The sequence below is a fragment of the Mycobacterium paraintracellulare genome (assembly GCF_000276825.1).
Classification (GTDB): Bacteria; Actinomycetota; Actinomycetes; order Mycobacteriales; family Mycobacteriaceae; genus Mycobacterium; species Mycobacterium intracellulare.
In genome coordinates this window covers 4,930,163-4,944,729 of sequence record NC_016948.1, presented here as the reverse complement: position 1 = coordinate 4,944,729, position 14,567 = coordinate 4,930,163, and the positions used below count along the sequence as shown (strand labels likewise).

The 14,567-nt window shown below is 70.0% G+C and carries 14 protein-coding genes and 1 pseudogene; 5 read left to right on the top strand and 10 right to left on the bottom strand.

Annotation, left to right across the window (positions count from 1 at the left end):
- Window positions 1–53 precede the first annotated feature (53 nt).
- Complete coding sequence (pssA, locus tag OCQ_RS23005; protein WP_008261338.1) at window positions 54–914, bottom strand: CDP-diacylglycerol--serine O-phosphatidyltransferase; 861 nt, start codon at window positions 912–914, stop codon at window positions 54–56.
- Entirely contained in the window at window positions 911–1,633 is a 723-nt protein-coding gene (locus OCQ_RS23000; protein ID WP_179945046.1) for a phosphatidylserine decarboxylase, read from the bottom strand. The genes pssA and OCQ_RS23000 overlap by 4 nt, the downstream gene beginning before the upstream one ends.
- 65 nt (window positions 1,634–1,698) lie before the next feature.
- On the opposite strand from OCQ_RS23000, the gene OCQ_RS22995 reads away from it, so the two are divergent.
- A complete protein-coding gene (locus tag OCQ_RS22995; RefSeq protein ID WP_051019754.1) occupies window positions 1,699–2,916 on the top strand; it encodes an MFS transporter in 1,218 nt (405 codons plus the stop codon).
- Between the two features lie 26 nt (window positions 2,917–2,942).
- Here OCQ_RS22995 and moeA read toward each other — a convergent pair whose 3' ends face one another.
- From moeA to OCQ_RS22980, 3 genes are read right to left on the bottom strand one after another with little or no spacing between them, the layout of a single operon-like run.
- The gene (gene moeA, locus OCQ_RS22990) at window positions 2,943–4,148 is read right to left on the bottom strand and encodes a molybdopterin molybdotransferase MoeA (protein WP_009953499.1); all 1,206 of its coding nucleotides are present in this window, start codon (window positions 4,146–4,148) and stop codon (window positions 2,943–2,945) included.
- Window positions 4,149–4,167: 19 nt separating this feature from the next.
- Window positions 4,168–5,118 carry an SDR family NAD(P)-dependent oxidoreductase gene (locus OCQ_RS22985; protein ID WP_014385888.1) on the bottom strand — a complete coding sequence of 317 codons (951 nt, stop codon included), beginning with the start codon at window positions 5,116–5,118 and terminating at the stop codon, window positions 4,168–4,170.
- Window positions 5,119–5,160: 42 nt separating this feature from the next.
- The gene (locus OCQ_RS22980) at window positions 5,161–6,219 is read right to left on the bottom strand and encodes an alpha/beta fold hydrolase (RefSeq protein WP_014385887.1); all 1,059 of its coding nucleotides are present in this window, start codon (window positions 6,217–6,219) and stop codon (window positions 5,161–5,163) included.
- Between the two features lie 91 nt (window positions 6,220–6,310).
- On the opposite strand from OCQ_RS22980, the gene OCQ_RS22975 reads away from it, so the two are divergent.
- Window positions 6,311–6,931, top strand: coding sequence for a TetR/AcrR family transcriptional regulator (locus OCQ_RS22975; protein ID WP_014385886.1), 621 nt, complete (start codon window positions 6,311–6,313; stop codon window positions 6,929–6,931).
- Here the strand turns inward: OCQ_RS22975 and OCQ_RS22970 are convergent.
- Window positions 6,919–7,410 (bottom strand): cupin domain-containing protein, encoded by a 492-nt coding sequence (locus OCQ_RS22970; RefSeq protein ID WP_014385885.1) that lies wholly within the window; start codon window positions 7,408–7,410, stop codon window positions 6,919–6,921. The two genes, OCQ_RS22975 and OCQ_RS22970, sit on opposite strands and share 13 nt — an antisense overlap.
- Before the next feature lie 29 nt (window positions 7,411–7,439).
- On the opposite strand from OCQ_RS22970, the gene OCQ_RS22965 reads away from it, so the two are divergent.
- The 3 genes from OCQ_RS22965 (at window position 7,440) to OCQ_RS22955 (ending at window position 11,049) form a co-directional block, all read left to right on the top strand.
- Window positions 7,440–8,132, top strand: a complete 693-nt coding sequence (locus tag OCQ_RS22965) for a M24 family metallopeptidase (protein ID WP_014385884.1) — start codon at window positions 7,440–7,442, stop codon at window positions 8,130–8,132.
- A gap of 175 nt (window positions 8,133–8,307) precedes the next feature.
- Window positions 8,308–9,933: a chaperonin GroEL gene (groL, locus tag OCQ_RS22960; RefSeq protein ID WP_008261313.1), complete on the top strand. Its 1,626-nt coding sequence runs from the start codon at window positions 8,308–8,310 to the stop codon at window positions 9,931–9,933.
- Between the two features lie 291 nt (window positions 9,934–10,224).
- Window positions 10,225–11,049 carry an SDR family NAD(P)-dependent oxidoreductase gene (locus OCQ_RS22955; protein ID WP_014385883.1) on the top strand — a complete coding sequence of 275 codons (825 nt, stop codon included), beginning with the start codon at window positions 10,225–10,227 and terminating at the stop codon, window positions 11,047–11,049.
- Here the strand turns inward: OCQ_RS22955 and OCQ_RS22950 are convergent.
- The 4 genes and pseudogenes from OCQ_RS22950 to OCQ_RS22935 form a co-directional block, all read right to left on the bottom strand.
- Window positions 11,038–11,601, bottom strand: coding sequence for a carboxymuconolactone decarboxylase family protein (locus OCQ_RS22950; protein WP_014385882.1), 564 nt, complete (start codon window positions 11,599–11,601; stop codon window positions 11,038–11,040). The genes OCQ_RS22955 and OCQ_RS22950 overlap by 12 nt on opposite strands.
- Window positions 11,602–11,675: 74 nt before the next feature.
- The gene (locus OCQ_RS22945; protein WP_008261307.1) at window positions 11,676–12,077 is read right to left on the bottom strand and encodes a hypothetical protein; all 402 of its coding nucleotides are present in this window, start codon (window positions 12,075–12,077) and stop codon (window positions 11,676–11,678) included.
- Between the two features lie 62 nt (window positions 12,078–12,139).
- Window positions 12,140–12,760: pseudogene (locus OCQ_RS22940) on the bottom strand (PPE family protein); the annotation flags it as partial.
- A gap of 39 nt (window positions 12,761–12,799) precedes the next feature.
- Entirely contained in the window at window positions 12,800–14,530 is a 1,731-nt protein-coding gene (locus OCQ_RS22935) for an N-acyl-D-amino-acid deacylase family protein (protein WP_008261303.1), read from the bottom strand.
- Window positions 14,531–14,567: the final 37 nt, after the last annotated feature.

Genomic DNA, 14,567 nt, shown 5'->3' with positions numbered 1-14,567 from the left:
TCCGCTCCTCAGCGGCCCGGAGCGGCCCGCATCGTCGCCGGACCCGCCGGCCGTCACGGCACGCGCCTGCCCGGCTTTCGCAGGCCCAGCCGCGCGACCGATCGACGGTTGGGCTGCGCCCGGCGGATCGCGCGGCGGGTGGCGCGACGCTGCTTGGGTTCGTCGTCCCACGCCTCGGGGTGGGCGGCCAGCCAGCGCTGGTTGCGGATGGCGAACGGCACGTGGCACAGGTAGGCGATGATGATCACCCAGATCAAAACGTAGGGCGCCAGCACCGCCGCGGCCGCGCAGATCGCGAGGATCGCCAGCAGCGGGGCGGCCCAACTCGGCGGCACCGCGACCGCGTGCATCTTGCGCATCGGGATCTTGCTGACCATCAGGATCGAGGTCCCGGTGATCCAGATGCACAGGAACAGCGGCGAGGTCCACCAGCCGTCACCGAACTGCAGCTTGAGCCCGATCAGGCCGATCATCGAGATCGCCCCGGCCGGCGCGGGCATGCCGACGAAGAATTCGTGCGTGTAGGCGGGCTGGCTGCCGTCGTCCTGCAACGCGTTGAACCGCGCCAGCCGCAACACGACGCAGACGGCGTAGAGCAGGATCACCACCCAGCCCGCCGGCGAGTTGGTCAGCAGCGTCACGTAGAGCACGATCGCCGGCGTCACGCCGAAGTTCACCGCGTCGGCCAGCGAGTCGATCTCCTCGCCCATCCGCGACTGGGCGTCCAGGATGCGCGCCACCCGCCCGTCCAGACCGTCGAGGATGGCCGCCGCCGCGATCAACGCCATCGCGGCCTTGGGCTGGTGTTCGAGGGCGAACCGGATCGAGGTCAAGCCCGCGCACACCGAGAGCACCGTCATCGCGCTGGGCAGGATCTGCAGGTTGACCGCCCGGCCGCGCGGCTTGCTGATCATGGCAGCTCGGCCAGCACGGTCTCGCCGGCGATCGCGCGCTGGCCGACTTTCACCAGCGGTTCGCAGCCGGCCGGCAGGTAGGTATCGAGCCGGGAGCCGAACCGGATCAGCCCATAGGTGTCGCCGATCGACAGCTTGTCCCCGACGTGCGCGTCGCAGATGATCCGCCGCGCCAGCAGCCCCGCGACCTGCACCGCGACCACGTCGGCACCGCCCGGGGTGCTGATGACCAGGCTGGTCCGCTCGTTCTCGGTGCTGGCGGCGGCCAGGTCGGCCGACCCGAAGCGGCCCGGCCGGTGCTGCACGGCGATCACCTCGCCGCTGACCGGTGCGCGCTGCACATGGGCGTCCAGCAGCGACAGGAAGATGCTGACCCGCGGCAGCGCCGCGTCGCCCATGCTCAATTCGGCGGGCGGGGTGGCGAAGTCGATCACGCAGATCTCGCCGTCGGCGGGGGCGACGACGGCCCCGGGCCGGGTGGGCGGCACCCGTGGGGGATGCCGGAAGAACCCCGCGCAGGCCCCCGCGGCCAGCAGGCCCGCCCGTCGCACCCAGCGGTGACGGCGGCCGGCCAGGGCCAGCGCCAGCCCGGCGCCGATGAACGGCCGCCCGGCCGGGTGCACCGGCGGGACGGCGGAGCGCACCAGCTCCAGCGCGTGTTGGGGGCTGAAGCCCGGGTCCGAAGCCGTGGGGCCGATAGTGCGGGGGCGTCGTGCCACGCGGCCATCTTACGGAGCCCGCGATTGATTCGTGGACGCCCGCAGAGGGAACGTTCACCTTCGACATGCAACCGCACAGTGCTGATCGGCGGGCGACACCGGTGCGTCGGGCGAAACGCGGTGTCACGGCCGCATTCATCGCCCACGGTCTGGTGTTTTCGTCGTGGGCCGCCCACATTCCGCGGGTCAAGGACGAGCTGGGCCTCTCCGACGCGGCGTTGGGAACGGCGCTGTTCGGCGCCCCGCTGGGATCGGTGGTGGCCACGCTGGCAAGCCACTGGGCGCTGCGCCGCTGGGGCAGCCACCGCCTGATCCCGGTCATGGTCGCCGGCTATGCGGTCGCGGGGACGACGGTGGGGCTGGCCAAATCCGGGGCCGCCCTCTTCGGCGCGCTGGCGTTGTGGGGGACGTTCCAGGGCGCGCTGGACGTCGCGATGAACACCCAGGCCGCGACCGTCGAGCGGGCCGCCCGGGCGCCGATCATGGCGCGGTTCCACGGCATGTGGAGCGTCGGGACGCTGGTGGGGGCCGTCATCGGCGCGGCGTGCGTCGGCGCGGGCATCGGGCTGACCGCCCAGCTGACGGTCCTCGGGGCGGTCGTGCTGATCGTGGTGGGAACGCTCACCCGTCGCCTGATCCCCGATGCGGCAGATGACTCCGACGCGTCTTCGGGACCCACCCCCCAAGGCCGGCGGGCCTGGATGACGCCGACGGTGGCGATCCTGGCCGCGGTCTCGTTCGCGTCGTTTCTGTGCGAGGGCGCGGCCACCGACTGGTCGGCCAACTACCTGCGCAACGTCGTGGGCGCCGGCCCGAGCGTCTCGGCGTTGAGCTACGCGGCCTACACGCTGACGATGGTGATCACCCGGTTCGGAGCGCCCCGGCTGCACGCGCGGGTTCCCAGTCGCCGGCTGCTGCCGGCCCTGGCGGTGGTGGCTGTGGCGGGCATGAGCGTGACGCTGGCGACCGCCAACGCGGCCGTCGGCGTGCTCGGTTTCGCCGCACTGGGCGTCGGCGTGGCGCTGCTGGTGCCCACCGCGTTCAGCGCGGCCTACGGCGCGAGCGAAGCGGGATCGGCGATCGCCATCGTGGCGGCGACGGGCTGGCTGGGCTACCTGCTCGGCCCGCCGCTGATCGGTCACCTGTCCGGCTGGGTGGGGCTGTCGGCGGCGCTGGCCACCATCCCGGTGATGATGTCGATCGTCGGCATCGCGATCCGCTACAACCCGGCCTTCGACAAGGCCGACGAATTCCACCGGGACGTGGCCACGCCCGCGGGCTAGGTCACCAACGTCCCCGGTCAGTACAGCTAGCGCAGATCCCAGACCTGCAGCCGCGTTCCCTCGGGCACCTCGACGACGTCTTCGGGGATGTCGAGCAGCCCGTTCGCCGACGCCAGCCAGCGCAGGTGGTGCGAGGCCGGCGGCCCGTAGCTGGTGACCGAGCTCGCGTCGTCGCTGAGCACCGCGCGCCGGAACTGCCGCTTGCCCCGCGGCGAGGTCAGCGACTCGGCGAGCACGGCGGACCGGTGCGGGCGTTCGGGGTCGGGCAGGCCCATCGCCGTGCGCAGCGCCGGCCGGATGAACACCTCGAAGGACACCAGCGCGCTGACCGGGTTGCCGGGCAGCGTGACGATCGTCGCGCCCGCCACCCGGCCCACGCCCTGCGGCATCCCGGGCTGCATCGCAACCTTGACGAATTCCACGCCCTGATCGCCCTCGCGCCCGAAGGCGTCCTTGACCACCTCGTAGGCGCCGGCGCTGACACCGCCGCTGGTGATGATCAAATCGGAGTCGGCCGCGTACCGGTCGATGATCGAACTGAATTGGGCCACATCGTCTTCCGCGGTCGCGACGGCGACCAGATCGGCGCCCGCATCCCGGACCGCCCCGGCCAGCATGATCGAGTTGGACTCGTAGATCTGCCCCGGCCGCAGCGGGACGCCCGGGGTCACCAGCTCCGATCCGGTCGAGATCACCAGCACCCGCTGGCGCGGGATCACCGGCAGCTCGGCGATCCCCAGCGCGGCGGCCAAGCCGAGCACCGCCGGCGTCACGACCTGGCCGCGGCGCAACACGGTGGTGCCGGGGGCGACGTCCTCACCCGCGCGCCGGATGTGCTTGCCGGCCTCGCGGGGCTCGCGGATCGACACGACGTCCACCCCGCCGTCGGTGGCCTCGACCGGAACGATCGCCGTCGCCCCCGCCGGCAGCGGGGCGCCCGTCATGATCCGGTGCGCCGTACCGGGTTGCAGCGTCAGCTCGTCGGTGCGCCCGGCCGGAATGTCCTCGGCGACCGGCAACACCACCGGGTTTTCCGGCGTCGCGGACGCCGTGTCCTCGGCGCGCACCGCGTAGCCGTCCATCGCGGAGTTGTCGAAGACCGGCAGGGCCAGCTGTGCGATGACGTCCTCGGCCAGCACCAGGCCCTGGGCGTCGGTCAGCGCGACCGAAACCGGCGGCCGCGGACGAATCAAATCGGTGACGACGCGCTGATGTTCCGCGACTGATCGCATCGGGGCCATTATCCGCGCGTCAGACCGGGAAGCGGACGCCGGTGAGCTCTTCGGAGACGGCCCACAGCCGGCGTTGCAGTTCCGCGTCGTGGGACTGGGCGCTGGACTTGACGAGCTTCGGGTGGCCACGCTGCTCGAGGAATCCGTCCGGGCCGAAGTACTGCCCGCCCTGGACGTCCGGATCGGTGGCGGCCCGCAACGTCGGCAGCGCACCCATGGCCGCGCTCTGGAACAGCACCGGGCCCAGCGCCGCGGCGGCGGGCCGGAAGATCGCCGGCAGGTTGCGGGTCAGCTCGGTGTTGGAGCCGCCGGGGTGCGCGGCCACGGCGATCGTCTTCGCGTCGGGCGTGGCCGCCAGCCGGCGCTGCAGCTCGTAGGTGAACAGGAGGTTGGCCAGCTTGGATTGCCCGTAGGCGGCGATCCGGTCGTACCGGTGTTCCCATTGCAGGTCGTCGAAGTGGATCGCGGCGCGCAGCCGGTGGCCGAGGCTGCTGATGGTCACCACCCGCGAATCCCGCACGCGGAGCAGGTGGTCGAGCAGCAACCCGGTCAGCGCGAAGTGGCCCAGATGGTTGGTGCCGAACTGCAATTCGAATCCGTCCGCGGTGACCTGCTTGGGCGTCCACATCACCCCGGCGTTGTTGATCAGCAGGTCGATGCGCGGGTAGGCCGCGCGCAGCGCGTCGGCGGCCGACCGGACCGCGTCCAGCGAGGTCAGATCCAGCTGCTGCAGCGTGACGTCTACTTCTCGGGACCCTTGCCCCCCGGCGGCGACGATGCGCGACAGCGCCGCGTTGCCCTTCTCGAGGTTGCGCACCGCGAGCACGACGTGGGCGCCGCGGTGGGCCAGCACGGCGGCCGCCTCATACCCGATGCCGGTGTTCGCGCCGGTGATGACGACGACGCGCCCGCTCTGATCCGGGACGTCACTCTCCGACCAGGCGCGGGTTTCTTTGTCGTTGGAAGCCATGGCCCAAAACATACTCACCCCGGCCGGATGTTGCCGGGCGCGTCATCGCTCGGTTGTCATCTGCGCGCGCAGCCAGGCGATGACCCGCGGCACCACCTCGGGCGCCTTGCTCATGGCGACATGGCCGGTGCCCTCGATGAGGTGCACCTCGGTGTCGGGGCGGCCCTGGAAGACGAGCGTGTCGGACTGCGGGACGAAGTAGTCGTCGGCGCCATTGATCACCAACATTTCCGAATTGCCTTGCCGGGCAAGCAGATCCCGTCGGTTGAGTCGGCTGAGGCCGACGCTGAGCTCCTCGAGGGTGGGGGAGTGATCCCAGTGCATGGCGTTGCCCACGATGTCGCGCATGCCGTAGGGCAGCTTTGCGATGTTCTCGACGGCGAACGCGTCGACCACCGGGCCGCCGAGTTCGATTGCGGCGTCGACGATTCCGGTGAGCCCGGACATCGCGGCGAAGTTCCCGCCGAATGACGCGCCGAAGTGGGCGACCCGGCCGTCGCCCAGCGTCCGGGCGTAGCCGATGAGGCCGCGGATCACCTCGTCGGCGTGTTCATCGAGCGGGATGTCCGTCTCGCCGGTGCCGGGATGGTCGAAGGCCAGCGTGGTCACGCCCGCGCCCTGGGTGAATGCGACCCACCACGGGTGGATGTCCATCTTCCAGGTGTCCACACCGCCGCTGGCGATCAGCACCGCCCGGTCCACGTATCGGCCGTCGGCCGAATACAGGTGCACCGGCACCTCGACCGATCCGCCGCGGTACCCGACGGCGACGATGCGGCGCTCGAAGTGCACCGGAAAGCCGTTGGCCGCCAACTGAAATTGCTCGAGCTGGTGCTGCAGCGCCTTGACCCGGGCGGCGTCCGTCAGGCAGGGGAACTTGGCGCACCCATACACCAGGGACGCCATCCGGTGGTCCCCGCGCTCGGCGTAATCCCTTGCCACCCGCGACCATTCGTAGACCCAGCCGCCCGGCGCGTCGTCCCACATGTCGTCGACGGCGGAGCGGACCCGCTCGATGTCCTCGAGCGGAACGCCGAACTTCGCGAACTGGTCGGTGCGGTCGTCGAACATGGCCGCGGCATCGATGTCGTAGGTGTACATGGGACCGCTCCTCAAGATTTTCACGGACCGTTGAGACTAGTCTCACGCTACGATGAAATTAGTTTCAACGCAAGGAGAAATTCACGCTACGATGAAACTCGTGGCGAAGACGGCGACGACGCCTGGACCCCGGGACAAACGGGGGGTGCTCGCCGCGCGGATCGCCGCGGCGGCGCGCGACGAATTCGCCGTGCACGGCTGGGCCGGCACCACGATCCGGGCGGTCGCGCGGCGGGCCGACGTCGACCCGGCGCTGGTCTACCACTACTTCGGGTCGAAGGAAGGGCTGCTCGACGCCGCGACCAACCCGCCCCAGCAGTGGCTGGACCGCGTGGCCGAGGTGTGGGCCACCCCGGTCGAGCGGCTCGGCGCCGCGCTGCTGCAGCTGCTGCTGGCCAGCTGGGCCGACGACGAGATCGGGCCGACGCTGCGGGCCATCCTGCAGACCGCGGCGCACGACCCCGTCACCCGCGACAAACTCCGTCGAGTGGTCGAGGGCAGCCTGATGGGGGTCTCGGGGCTCGGCAGCGACGACCGGGACCGCTTGATCCGCAGCGGCCTCATCTCGTCACAGATGATGGGGTTCGCGCTGATGCGCTACGTGTGGAAGATCGAGCCCGTCGCCTCGATGACCGACGACGAGGCCATCGCCGCGATCGCCCCCAACCTGCAGCGCTACGTCGACGGCGACCTGGGCGGTCAGACCCAGTAGTTGTCGTGGCGGACGAACCACTCCCGGCGTTCCTCGTCGGTCATGTCGGCCAGCGCCGCGAAGCCTTCGAAGTAGGCCTCGCGGGGGGCGCCCGGCGCGAACAGCATCAGGATCGACGCCGGCTCGTCGGCCTCGTTGCGGAAGCCGTGGACGCCGCCCGGGGGGACATAGAGGAAATCGCCCTGGTGCCCGTCGGCCCACTCGGTGCCGTCGTAGAGCTTCATCGTCCCGGAGAGCACGAAGAAGGCCTCCGACATGGCCCGGTGGAAGTGAGCCGGGGGACCGCCGCCGGCCGGGGCGATGTCGACGCGATAGAGGCCGTAGTCGCCGGCGGTGTCCTGTTGGTTGGCCAGGTAGTGGTATTTGACGCCGGAGGTCTCGTAGTCCGGGGGCTGGTCGGCCCGCTTGAGCCAGGCGTTGATCTCCGGCTCTTCGGCGGTGTAGCGGGCCGGCGGGTAGGGCGGCACGACGAGGGACATGGCTCCAGTGTGCGCATAACATCGCGTGGATGGAGGCCGCGGAGGAACTGCGCGTGGAACGGCTGCTGGACGCCGAACGCAAAGCGGCGCAACTGTTCGACGAGATCGAGCGGCGGGCCATGATTCGGCCCGGGGTCGGGGAGAAGGAGCTCTCCGATGAGATCCACGATCTGGCCGGCGAAATGTTCGGCGTGACCCGGCACTGGCATCGGCGGATCGTGCGCGCCGGGGAGAACACGCTGCAACCGTTCCACGAGCGCCCGCCGGACCGGCTGATCGTCGACGACGACATCGTCTTCCTGGATCTGGGGCCGATCTTCGAGGAGTGGGAGGCCGACTTCGGCCGGACCTTCCTGTTGGGCGACGACCCACACAAGAGGGCCGTCCGCGACGCGCTGCCCCGCGTGTGGCAGGCCGGCCGCGACTACTTCGCCGGCAATCCCGACGTCACCGGCGCCGAGCTGTTCGACTTCGTCGTCGGGGCGGCCCACGCGGAGGGCTTCGCGTGGGCCAGCCGGATCGCCGGGCACCTGGTGGGGGAGTTCCCGCACAAGAAGATCGCCGGCCCCGGCATCGAGTGGTACATCATGCCCGGCTCGGACAAGCCGATGCGCCGCACCGACCCGCGCGGGCGCATCTGCCACTGGATCCTCGAGATCCATCTGGTCGACCGCCCGCGCGGCTTCGGCGGCTTCTACGAGCAGCTGCTCGACCTGCCCTGAGCCCCACTACTTCTTGCACTCGGCATAGGCGAGTGCTAAGAATGACTTGGCACTCGCGACCAGTGAGTGCTAGGTCGGGACGGTGAGACCAGGTCCAACGACAGCCCGGTCGTCCGTCGCGGGCACTGCACCCGGCCAGAACGTGTCATCCCCAATCCGGAGGAATCACTTCGCAATGGCCAAGACAATTGCGTACGACGAAGAGGCCCGTCGCGGCCTCGAGCGGGGGCTGAACGCCCTCGCCGACGCGGTAAAGGTGACGTTGGGTCCCAAGGGCCGCAACGTCGTCCTGGAGAAGAAGTGGGGCGCCCCCACGATCACCAACGATGGTGTGTCCATCGCCAAGGAGATCGAGCTGGAGGACCCTTACGAGAAGATCGGCGCCGAGCTGGTCAAGGAAGTCGCCAAGAAGACCGACGACGTTGCCGGTGACGGCACGACGACGGCCACGGTTCTGGCCCAGGCGTTGGTCCGCGAGGGCCTGCGTAACGTCGCCGCCGGCGCCAACCCGCTGGGTCTCAAGCGCGGCATCGAGAAGGCCGTCGAGAAGGTCACCGAGACCCTGCTCAAGTCGGCCAAGGAGGTCGAGACCAAGGACCAGATCGCTGCCACCGCGGCGATTTCGGCGGGCGACCAGTCGATCGGTGACCTCATCGCCGAGGCGATGGACAAGGTCGGCAACGAGGGCGTCATCACCGTCGAGGAGTCCAACACCTTCGGCCTGCAGCTCGAGCTCACCGAGGGCATGCGGTTCGACAAGGGCTACATCTCGGGCTACTTCGTCACCGACGCCGAGCGTCAGGAAGCGGTCCTCGAGGACCCCTTCATCCTGCTGGTCAGCTCCAAGGTGTCGACGGTCAAGGACCTGCTGCCGCTGCTGGAGAAGGTCATCCAGGCCGGCAAGCCGCTGCTGATCATCGCCGAGGACGTCGAGGGTGAGGCTCTGAGCACCCTGGTCGTCAACAAGATCCGCGGCACCTTCAAGTCGGTGGCCGTCAAGGCCCCCGGCTTCGGTGACCGCCGCAAGGCGATGCTGCAGGACATGGCCATCCTCACCGGTGGTCAGGTCATCAGCGAAGAGGTCGGCCTGTCGCTCGAGAGCGCCGATGTCGCCCTGCTGGGTAAGGCCCGCAAGGTCGTCGTCACCAAGGACGAGACCACCATCGTCGAGGGCGCCGGTGACTCGGACGCCATCGCCGGCCGGGTGGCCCAGATCCGCAGCGAGATCGAGAACAGCGACTCCGACTACGACCGCGAGAAGCTGCAGGAGCGCCTGGCCAAGCTGGCCGGCGGTGTTGCGGTGATCAAGGCCGGGGCCGCGACCGAGGTCGAGCTCAAGGAGCGCAAGCACCGCATCGAGGACGCGGTGCGCAACGCCAAGGCGGCCGTGGAGGAGGGCATCGTCGCCGGTGGTGGCGTGGCCCTGCTGCACGCCACCCCGTCGCTGGACGAGCTGAAGCTCACCGGTGACGAGGCGACCGGCGCCAACATCGTCCGCGTCGCGCTCGAGGCTCCGCTGAAGCAGATCGCCTTCAACGGTGGTCTGGAGCCCGGCGTGGTGGCCGAGAAGGTCCGCAACTCGCCCGCCGGTACCGGCTTGAACGCCGCCACCGGTGAGTACGAGGACCTGCTCAAGGCCGGCGTCGCCGACCCGGTGAAGGTGACCCGTTCGGCGCTGCAGAACGCCGCGTCGATCGCGGGCCTGTTCCTGACGACCGAGGCCGTCGTCGCTGACAAGCCGGAGAAGGCCGCCGCTCCCGTCGGCGACCCGACCGGTGGCATGGGCGGCATGGACTTCTAAAAAGTCGCCAACGAAAAAACCCGGCCCTCACAAGGGGCCGGGTTTTTTCGTGGCGATGGCGCCGAGCGTGAGCTCACGGCGGGCTTTTCGCGATTCTCCCGCCCTGGTTTCACGTTCGGCGGGTACGCCGCCGCGGCGCGCATCGAGTGTGAGCTCAGGGCTTTGGGTGTGAGCTCACGGCGAGCTTTTCGCGATTTTCCCGCCCTGGTTTCACTCGCGAAGCCCTGGCCTCACACTCGACGCCCAGAGTGCACACTCGAGGCGCCTGGCCGGCCTTGTACGTTTGAACGCGTGGCGCTTCCCGCTCCCTCACCCACCAGCACCGCCGTCGTGACGGGCGCGTCGTCGGGCATCGGCGCCGACATCGCCCGCGAGTTGGCCGACCGCGGCCACGGCGTGACGCTCGTCGCCCGCCGCGAAGACCGGCTGCGCGATCTGGCCGACGAACTCGCCGGCCGAGTGCGCGTCGAGGTGATCGCCTGCGACGTCGCGGATTCCGCCGCCCGCGCCGGCCTGTTCGACGAGGTCGAGCGCCGCGGCCTGACGGCCGACATCCTGGTCAACAACGCCGGCATCGGCACCATGGGCTCGGTGACGAAAATTCCCGTGGCCGACGAGATCGCGCAGGTGCGGGTCAACGTCGAGGCCGTCATCGACCTGAGCACCCGCGCGGTCCAGCGGATGGTGCCGCGCGGCCGCGGCGCGATCCTCAACGTCGGCTCAACCGCCGGCTACCAACCCTTCCCCGGGCAGGTCGGGTACGCGGCCACCAAGGCGTTCGTCAACAACTACACCCAAGGGCTGCGCGGTGAACTCGCCGGCACCGGCGTCACCGTCGTGCTGCTGTGTCCCGGCCCGGTGCGCACCGAGTTCGTGAAGAGCGCCGGCATGGACGAGCGCGACTTCGCCGACGCGTTCCCGAAGTTCATGTGGAAGCCGTCGCGTGAGGTGGCGCGCGCCGGGGTCGACGCGCTCGAGAGCGACCGCCCAACCGTGATCCCCGGCCTGCCTAGCCAGATCAGCACCCGCCTGTTCCAGTTCATGCCGCGACGAGTGCTGCTGCCGCTGTTGAAGAGTCAGCATCCGAGCCTGCGCAGGGACCGGTCAGCCGGCTGACCCCGGCCAGGGCCGCATCCAGCCCTCCACCGGAAGCGCGAGCGCGTTGCACAGCGTGCAGATCGTGCGGTACCAACCGACGGCCGTGAGCAATTCGATGCGCTGTTCGTCGTCCAGAAAGTCGCCGAGCGCTTCCCATGTCGCCTCCGACCACGAGCCGATGCGCTCGCACTCGTCGACCGCCGCGATCAGCGTCCGCTCGGCCGGGCCCCACCGCGGGTCGTCGGCCCCCGCCAACACTAGCGCGTCGCACTCGTCGTCGCTGACGCCGGCGATCGGGCCCCAGAAGGCGGCCTGCCCGCCCCACTCGTAGGCGCAGCGCAGCAGCGCGCAGATGCGAAGGATGGCGATGGTCCGCGTCCGGGGCGGCAAAAGCGCTGCGGTGTAAAGGGATTCGCCGAGTTTGCGCAGCCGGGAGGCCAGCACCGGATGGCGCTGCAGGCAACGCACCAACAGCAGCGGCTCGTAGGTGCGGTCCGGGTGGCCCCAGCTGTTGATGCCGGCGGCATCCTCTTCGCTCCACGGCGGGGCGAGGGGCGCGATGCGGCTCACGGATGAGACTGTACGGCCCTAGGCCGATGGCGGCGACCCGCTGCGCCCGGCTAGGCCGATGGCGGCGATCGCTGCTAGGCCGGCAGCGAGAACACCACACAGTCGTGCAGGCAGCCCCGGGCCGCATCGGGGGAGTCGGCGTCGCGGTGCAGCAGCGCGCGGGTGGGCGTCACCGTGAGCCGCACCGCGTCACCGGCTCCGCCTTCGGGCGACACCTCGGCCGCGCCGTCGACGATCAGCGAGTAGCCGCCCGGTTCGGCCGGGGGCCACAGCAGGGTGACGTCGCGGCGCCGGGCCAGGTTCTGCTGCGTGCGGCCGCCGATGAGACCGACCTCGAGGGTCTGTCCGCGCAACTCGGGTTCGACCGTCACGGTGTGCGAGCGGTATTCGTCGTCGACGGTGATCAGGTACGCGTACGGGTAATCGACGAGCGCGTCGGCGAGCGCCGCGAAATCGACTTTCTTCTTGCTGCGCATGATGTCCCAGGATAGGCGCGAACCGATGCGGCCCCGCGCTACTGCGGCGCCGGGGGCGTGAGGAACCCGGCGATGCGCGACGTGTAGCCGCGGGCGACGGCGCCGGAACTGGCGGGCCGCGTGACCGCGGTGGTGGTGTTGGAGAACCCGAGGTTTTGCAGTACCTCGTTCCAGGGCGGCAACTTCGCCACGGCCGCCGACGCGTCGGCGTGATACCCGAACATCGCCGCCACGTCCGAGGCCCACATCTGGTCGTAGGCCGCCTCGATGTCGGCGATCGCCGGGGTGTTCTGGCCCAGATGATTGTTGGCCGCCAACGCCCGCACCAGGGCCCGGTTGGCCGCCACCACCGCGGGCTGCACCGTGGCCGCCAGCGCCACCTCGAACGCGGTCGCGATGGCCGAGGCCTGGTGGGACACCTCTTCCGCCTGCGCGGCCGCCGCGGAAAGCCAACTCACGTATTGGCTGGCGACCGTCATCATGGCCGCCGACGACGCGCCCTGCCACGACCCGCTGGCCAGATCCGACGTCACCGAAGAAAAGGACGACGCCGACGACGCCAACTCCCCGGCGAGCCCGTCCCACGCCGCCGCGGCAGCAAGCAGCGGCCCGGGACCAGGACCGGAGAAAATTAGTGCCGAGTTGACTTCCGGCGGCAACCACGCAAAATGCGGGTTCGTCACGGGACCCAACTTAGCTGGTATATGCCACTTTTGGTGGCGTTATTGCAAGGGCGCCGGAGCGGGCTGACGGCCCCGCACCAACTTGCCCGGACGGGCGGCGGTGGGGACGCCATATTCAGCGATGATTTCCCCGGACACGATCGTGGCGACATACCCGTCCGCCGTCTGGTCCAGGCGTCGCCCGCCGGCGGGCAGGTCGTAGGTGATGACCGGCTTGTGCAGGCGCAGGGCGGCGTGGTCGATGACGTTGAGATCGGCCTTGTAGCCCACGGCGATACGGCCGCGATCGCTCAGCCCGGCGATGCGCGCCGGCACCGAGGTGAGCTCGCGAACCGCCTCGGGCACCGTGAACCGTCCGGCCTTGCGGTCCCGCGCCCAGTGCGTCAGGAAGTACGTCGAGTAGCTGGCGTCGCAGATCATGCCGTAGTGCGCGCCGCCGTCGCCGAGGCCGAGCACCACGTCGTCGCGGTGCAACAGCTCCCCGACGGTGTCCAGCGAGTTGCCCTGCAGGTTGCTGGTCGCGACCAGCAGCATGGCTTTGCCGTCGTCGTCGAGCAGCCTGTCGTAGGCCTCCTCCATCGGCTCCACGCCCTTGGCGCGGGCGCGGGCACCGATGCTGGTCGACGGGTCGGGCTCGTAGTCGGGGTCCTCGCCCAGCGGGTAGATCCAGTCCCACATCTGGGCCACGTACAGGATCGGGTGGCCCTGCCCCGGCTTGTCGGCCAGGATGCGGGCGCGGACCTCGGGCTTGCGCATCTCGGCGACCCGCTCGGCCAGCGGCAGGTGCGCGATTTCGCGGTAGCTGGGGTAGAGCACGAAGGGGTTCGCCGACAGCTGCAGCCCGATGATCAACCCGATGGGCCGCGGCAACAGCTGCGCGGTGATGTCCCCGCCCGCGGCGTTGGCCTTCTCGATCATGGTGATGGCGTCCGGCCACGACGGGTCACCCGAATTGGCGACGACGAGGGTGAAGGTCAGCGGCAGCCCGACGTCCTCGGCAACGTCGAACACCGTCTGCAGCACGGGCTGGTAGCCGCCGGCCGGGATGTCGGGGACGAACTGCAGCAGGCCGCCGCCGCCGTCCACGACGCCGCGGGCGATCTGCTCGATCTCCTCGCGGGCGGCGTCGTAACTCGGTATGGGCGAACCACTTTCGGTCTTGTGGATGGTCAACCGCGACGAGGCGAAGCCCAGCGCGCCGGCCTCGATCGCCTCCTTGGCCAACGCCCGCATCTTCGCCAGGTCGTCCTCGGTGGCCGGCTCGCGGTCGGCGCCGCGCTGCCCCATCACGTACACGCGCAGCGGCGAGTGCGGCAGGTACGCGGCCACATCGATGTCACGCTTGCCGGCATCGAGGGCGTCCATGTATTCGGGGAAGGTTTCCCACGTCCACGGCAGGCCGTCGGTCATCACGACGCCCGGGATGTCTTCGACGCCGGCCATCACGTCGACCAGGACGTCGTGGTCGGACTGGCGGCACGGCGCGAAGCCGACCCCGCAGTTGCCCATCACCACCGTCGTCACCCCGTGCGCCGACGACGGCGTCAGGCGCTCCGACCAGATGGACTGGCCGTCGTAGTGGGTGTGCAGGTCGACGAAGCCGGGCGTGACCAACAGCCCGGTGGCGTCGATCTCGCGGTTCGCCGCGGCGCCGTTCACGTCGCCGACCGCCTTGATGACGTTGTCGGCCACCGCCACGTCACCGACGTACGGCTCACCCCCCAGCCCGTCGACGATGGTGCCGTTGCGGATGATGAGGTCGTAAGTCATCCAAACAATCTACGACCGTGGCGGCGGCTCGTGCCAG

Excerpts from the sequence above, each read along its gene's own strand:
- OCQ_RS22945 (WP_008261307.1), bottom strand. The coding sequence starts at position 12,077 with ATGCGCAGCAAGAAGAAAGTCGATTTCGCGGCGCTCGCCGACGCGCTC.
- groL (WP_008261313.1), top strand. The coding sequence starts at position 8,308 with ATGGCCAAGACAATTGCGTACGACGAAGAGGCCCGTCGCGGCCTCGAG.
- OCQ_RS22935 (WP_008261303.1), bottom strand. The coding sequence starts at position 14,530 with ATGACTTACGACCTCATCATCCGCAACGGCACCATCGTCGACGGGCTG.
- OCQ_RS22985 (WP_014385888.1), bottom strand. The coding sequence starts at position 5,118 with ATGGCTTCCAACGACAAAGAAACCCGCGCCTGGTCGGAGAGTGACGTC.
- OCQ_RS22995 (WP_051019754.1), top strand. The coding sequence starts at position 1,699 with ATGCAACCGCACAGTGCTGATCGGCGGGCGACACCGGTGCGTCGGGCG.
- OCQ_RS22975 (WP_014385886.1), top strand. The coding sequence starts at position 6,311 with ATGAAACTCGTGGCGAAGACGGCGACGACGCCTGGACCCCGGGACAAA.
- OCQ_RS22970 (WP_014385885.1), bottom strand. The coding sequence starts at position 7,410 with ATGTCCCTCGTCGTGCCGCCCTACCCGCCGGCCCGCTACACCGCCGAA.
- OCQ_RS22965 (WP_014385884.1), top strand. The coding sequence starts at position 7,440 with ATGGAGGCCGCGGAGGAACTGCGCGTGGAACGGCTGCTGGACGCCGAA.
- OCQ_RS22980 (WP_014385887.1), bottom strand. The coding sequence starts at position 6,219 with ATGTACACCTACGACATCGATGCCGCGGCCATGTTCGACGACCGCACC.
- moeA (WP_009953499.1), bottom strand. The coding sequence starts at position 4,148 with ATGCGATCAGTCGCGGAACATCAGCGCGTCGTCACCGATTTGATTCGT.
- pssA (WP_008261338.1), bottom strand. The coding sequence starts at position 914 with ATGATCAGCAAGCCGCGCGGCCGGGCGGTCAACCTGCAGATCCTGCCC.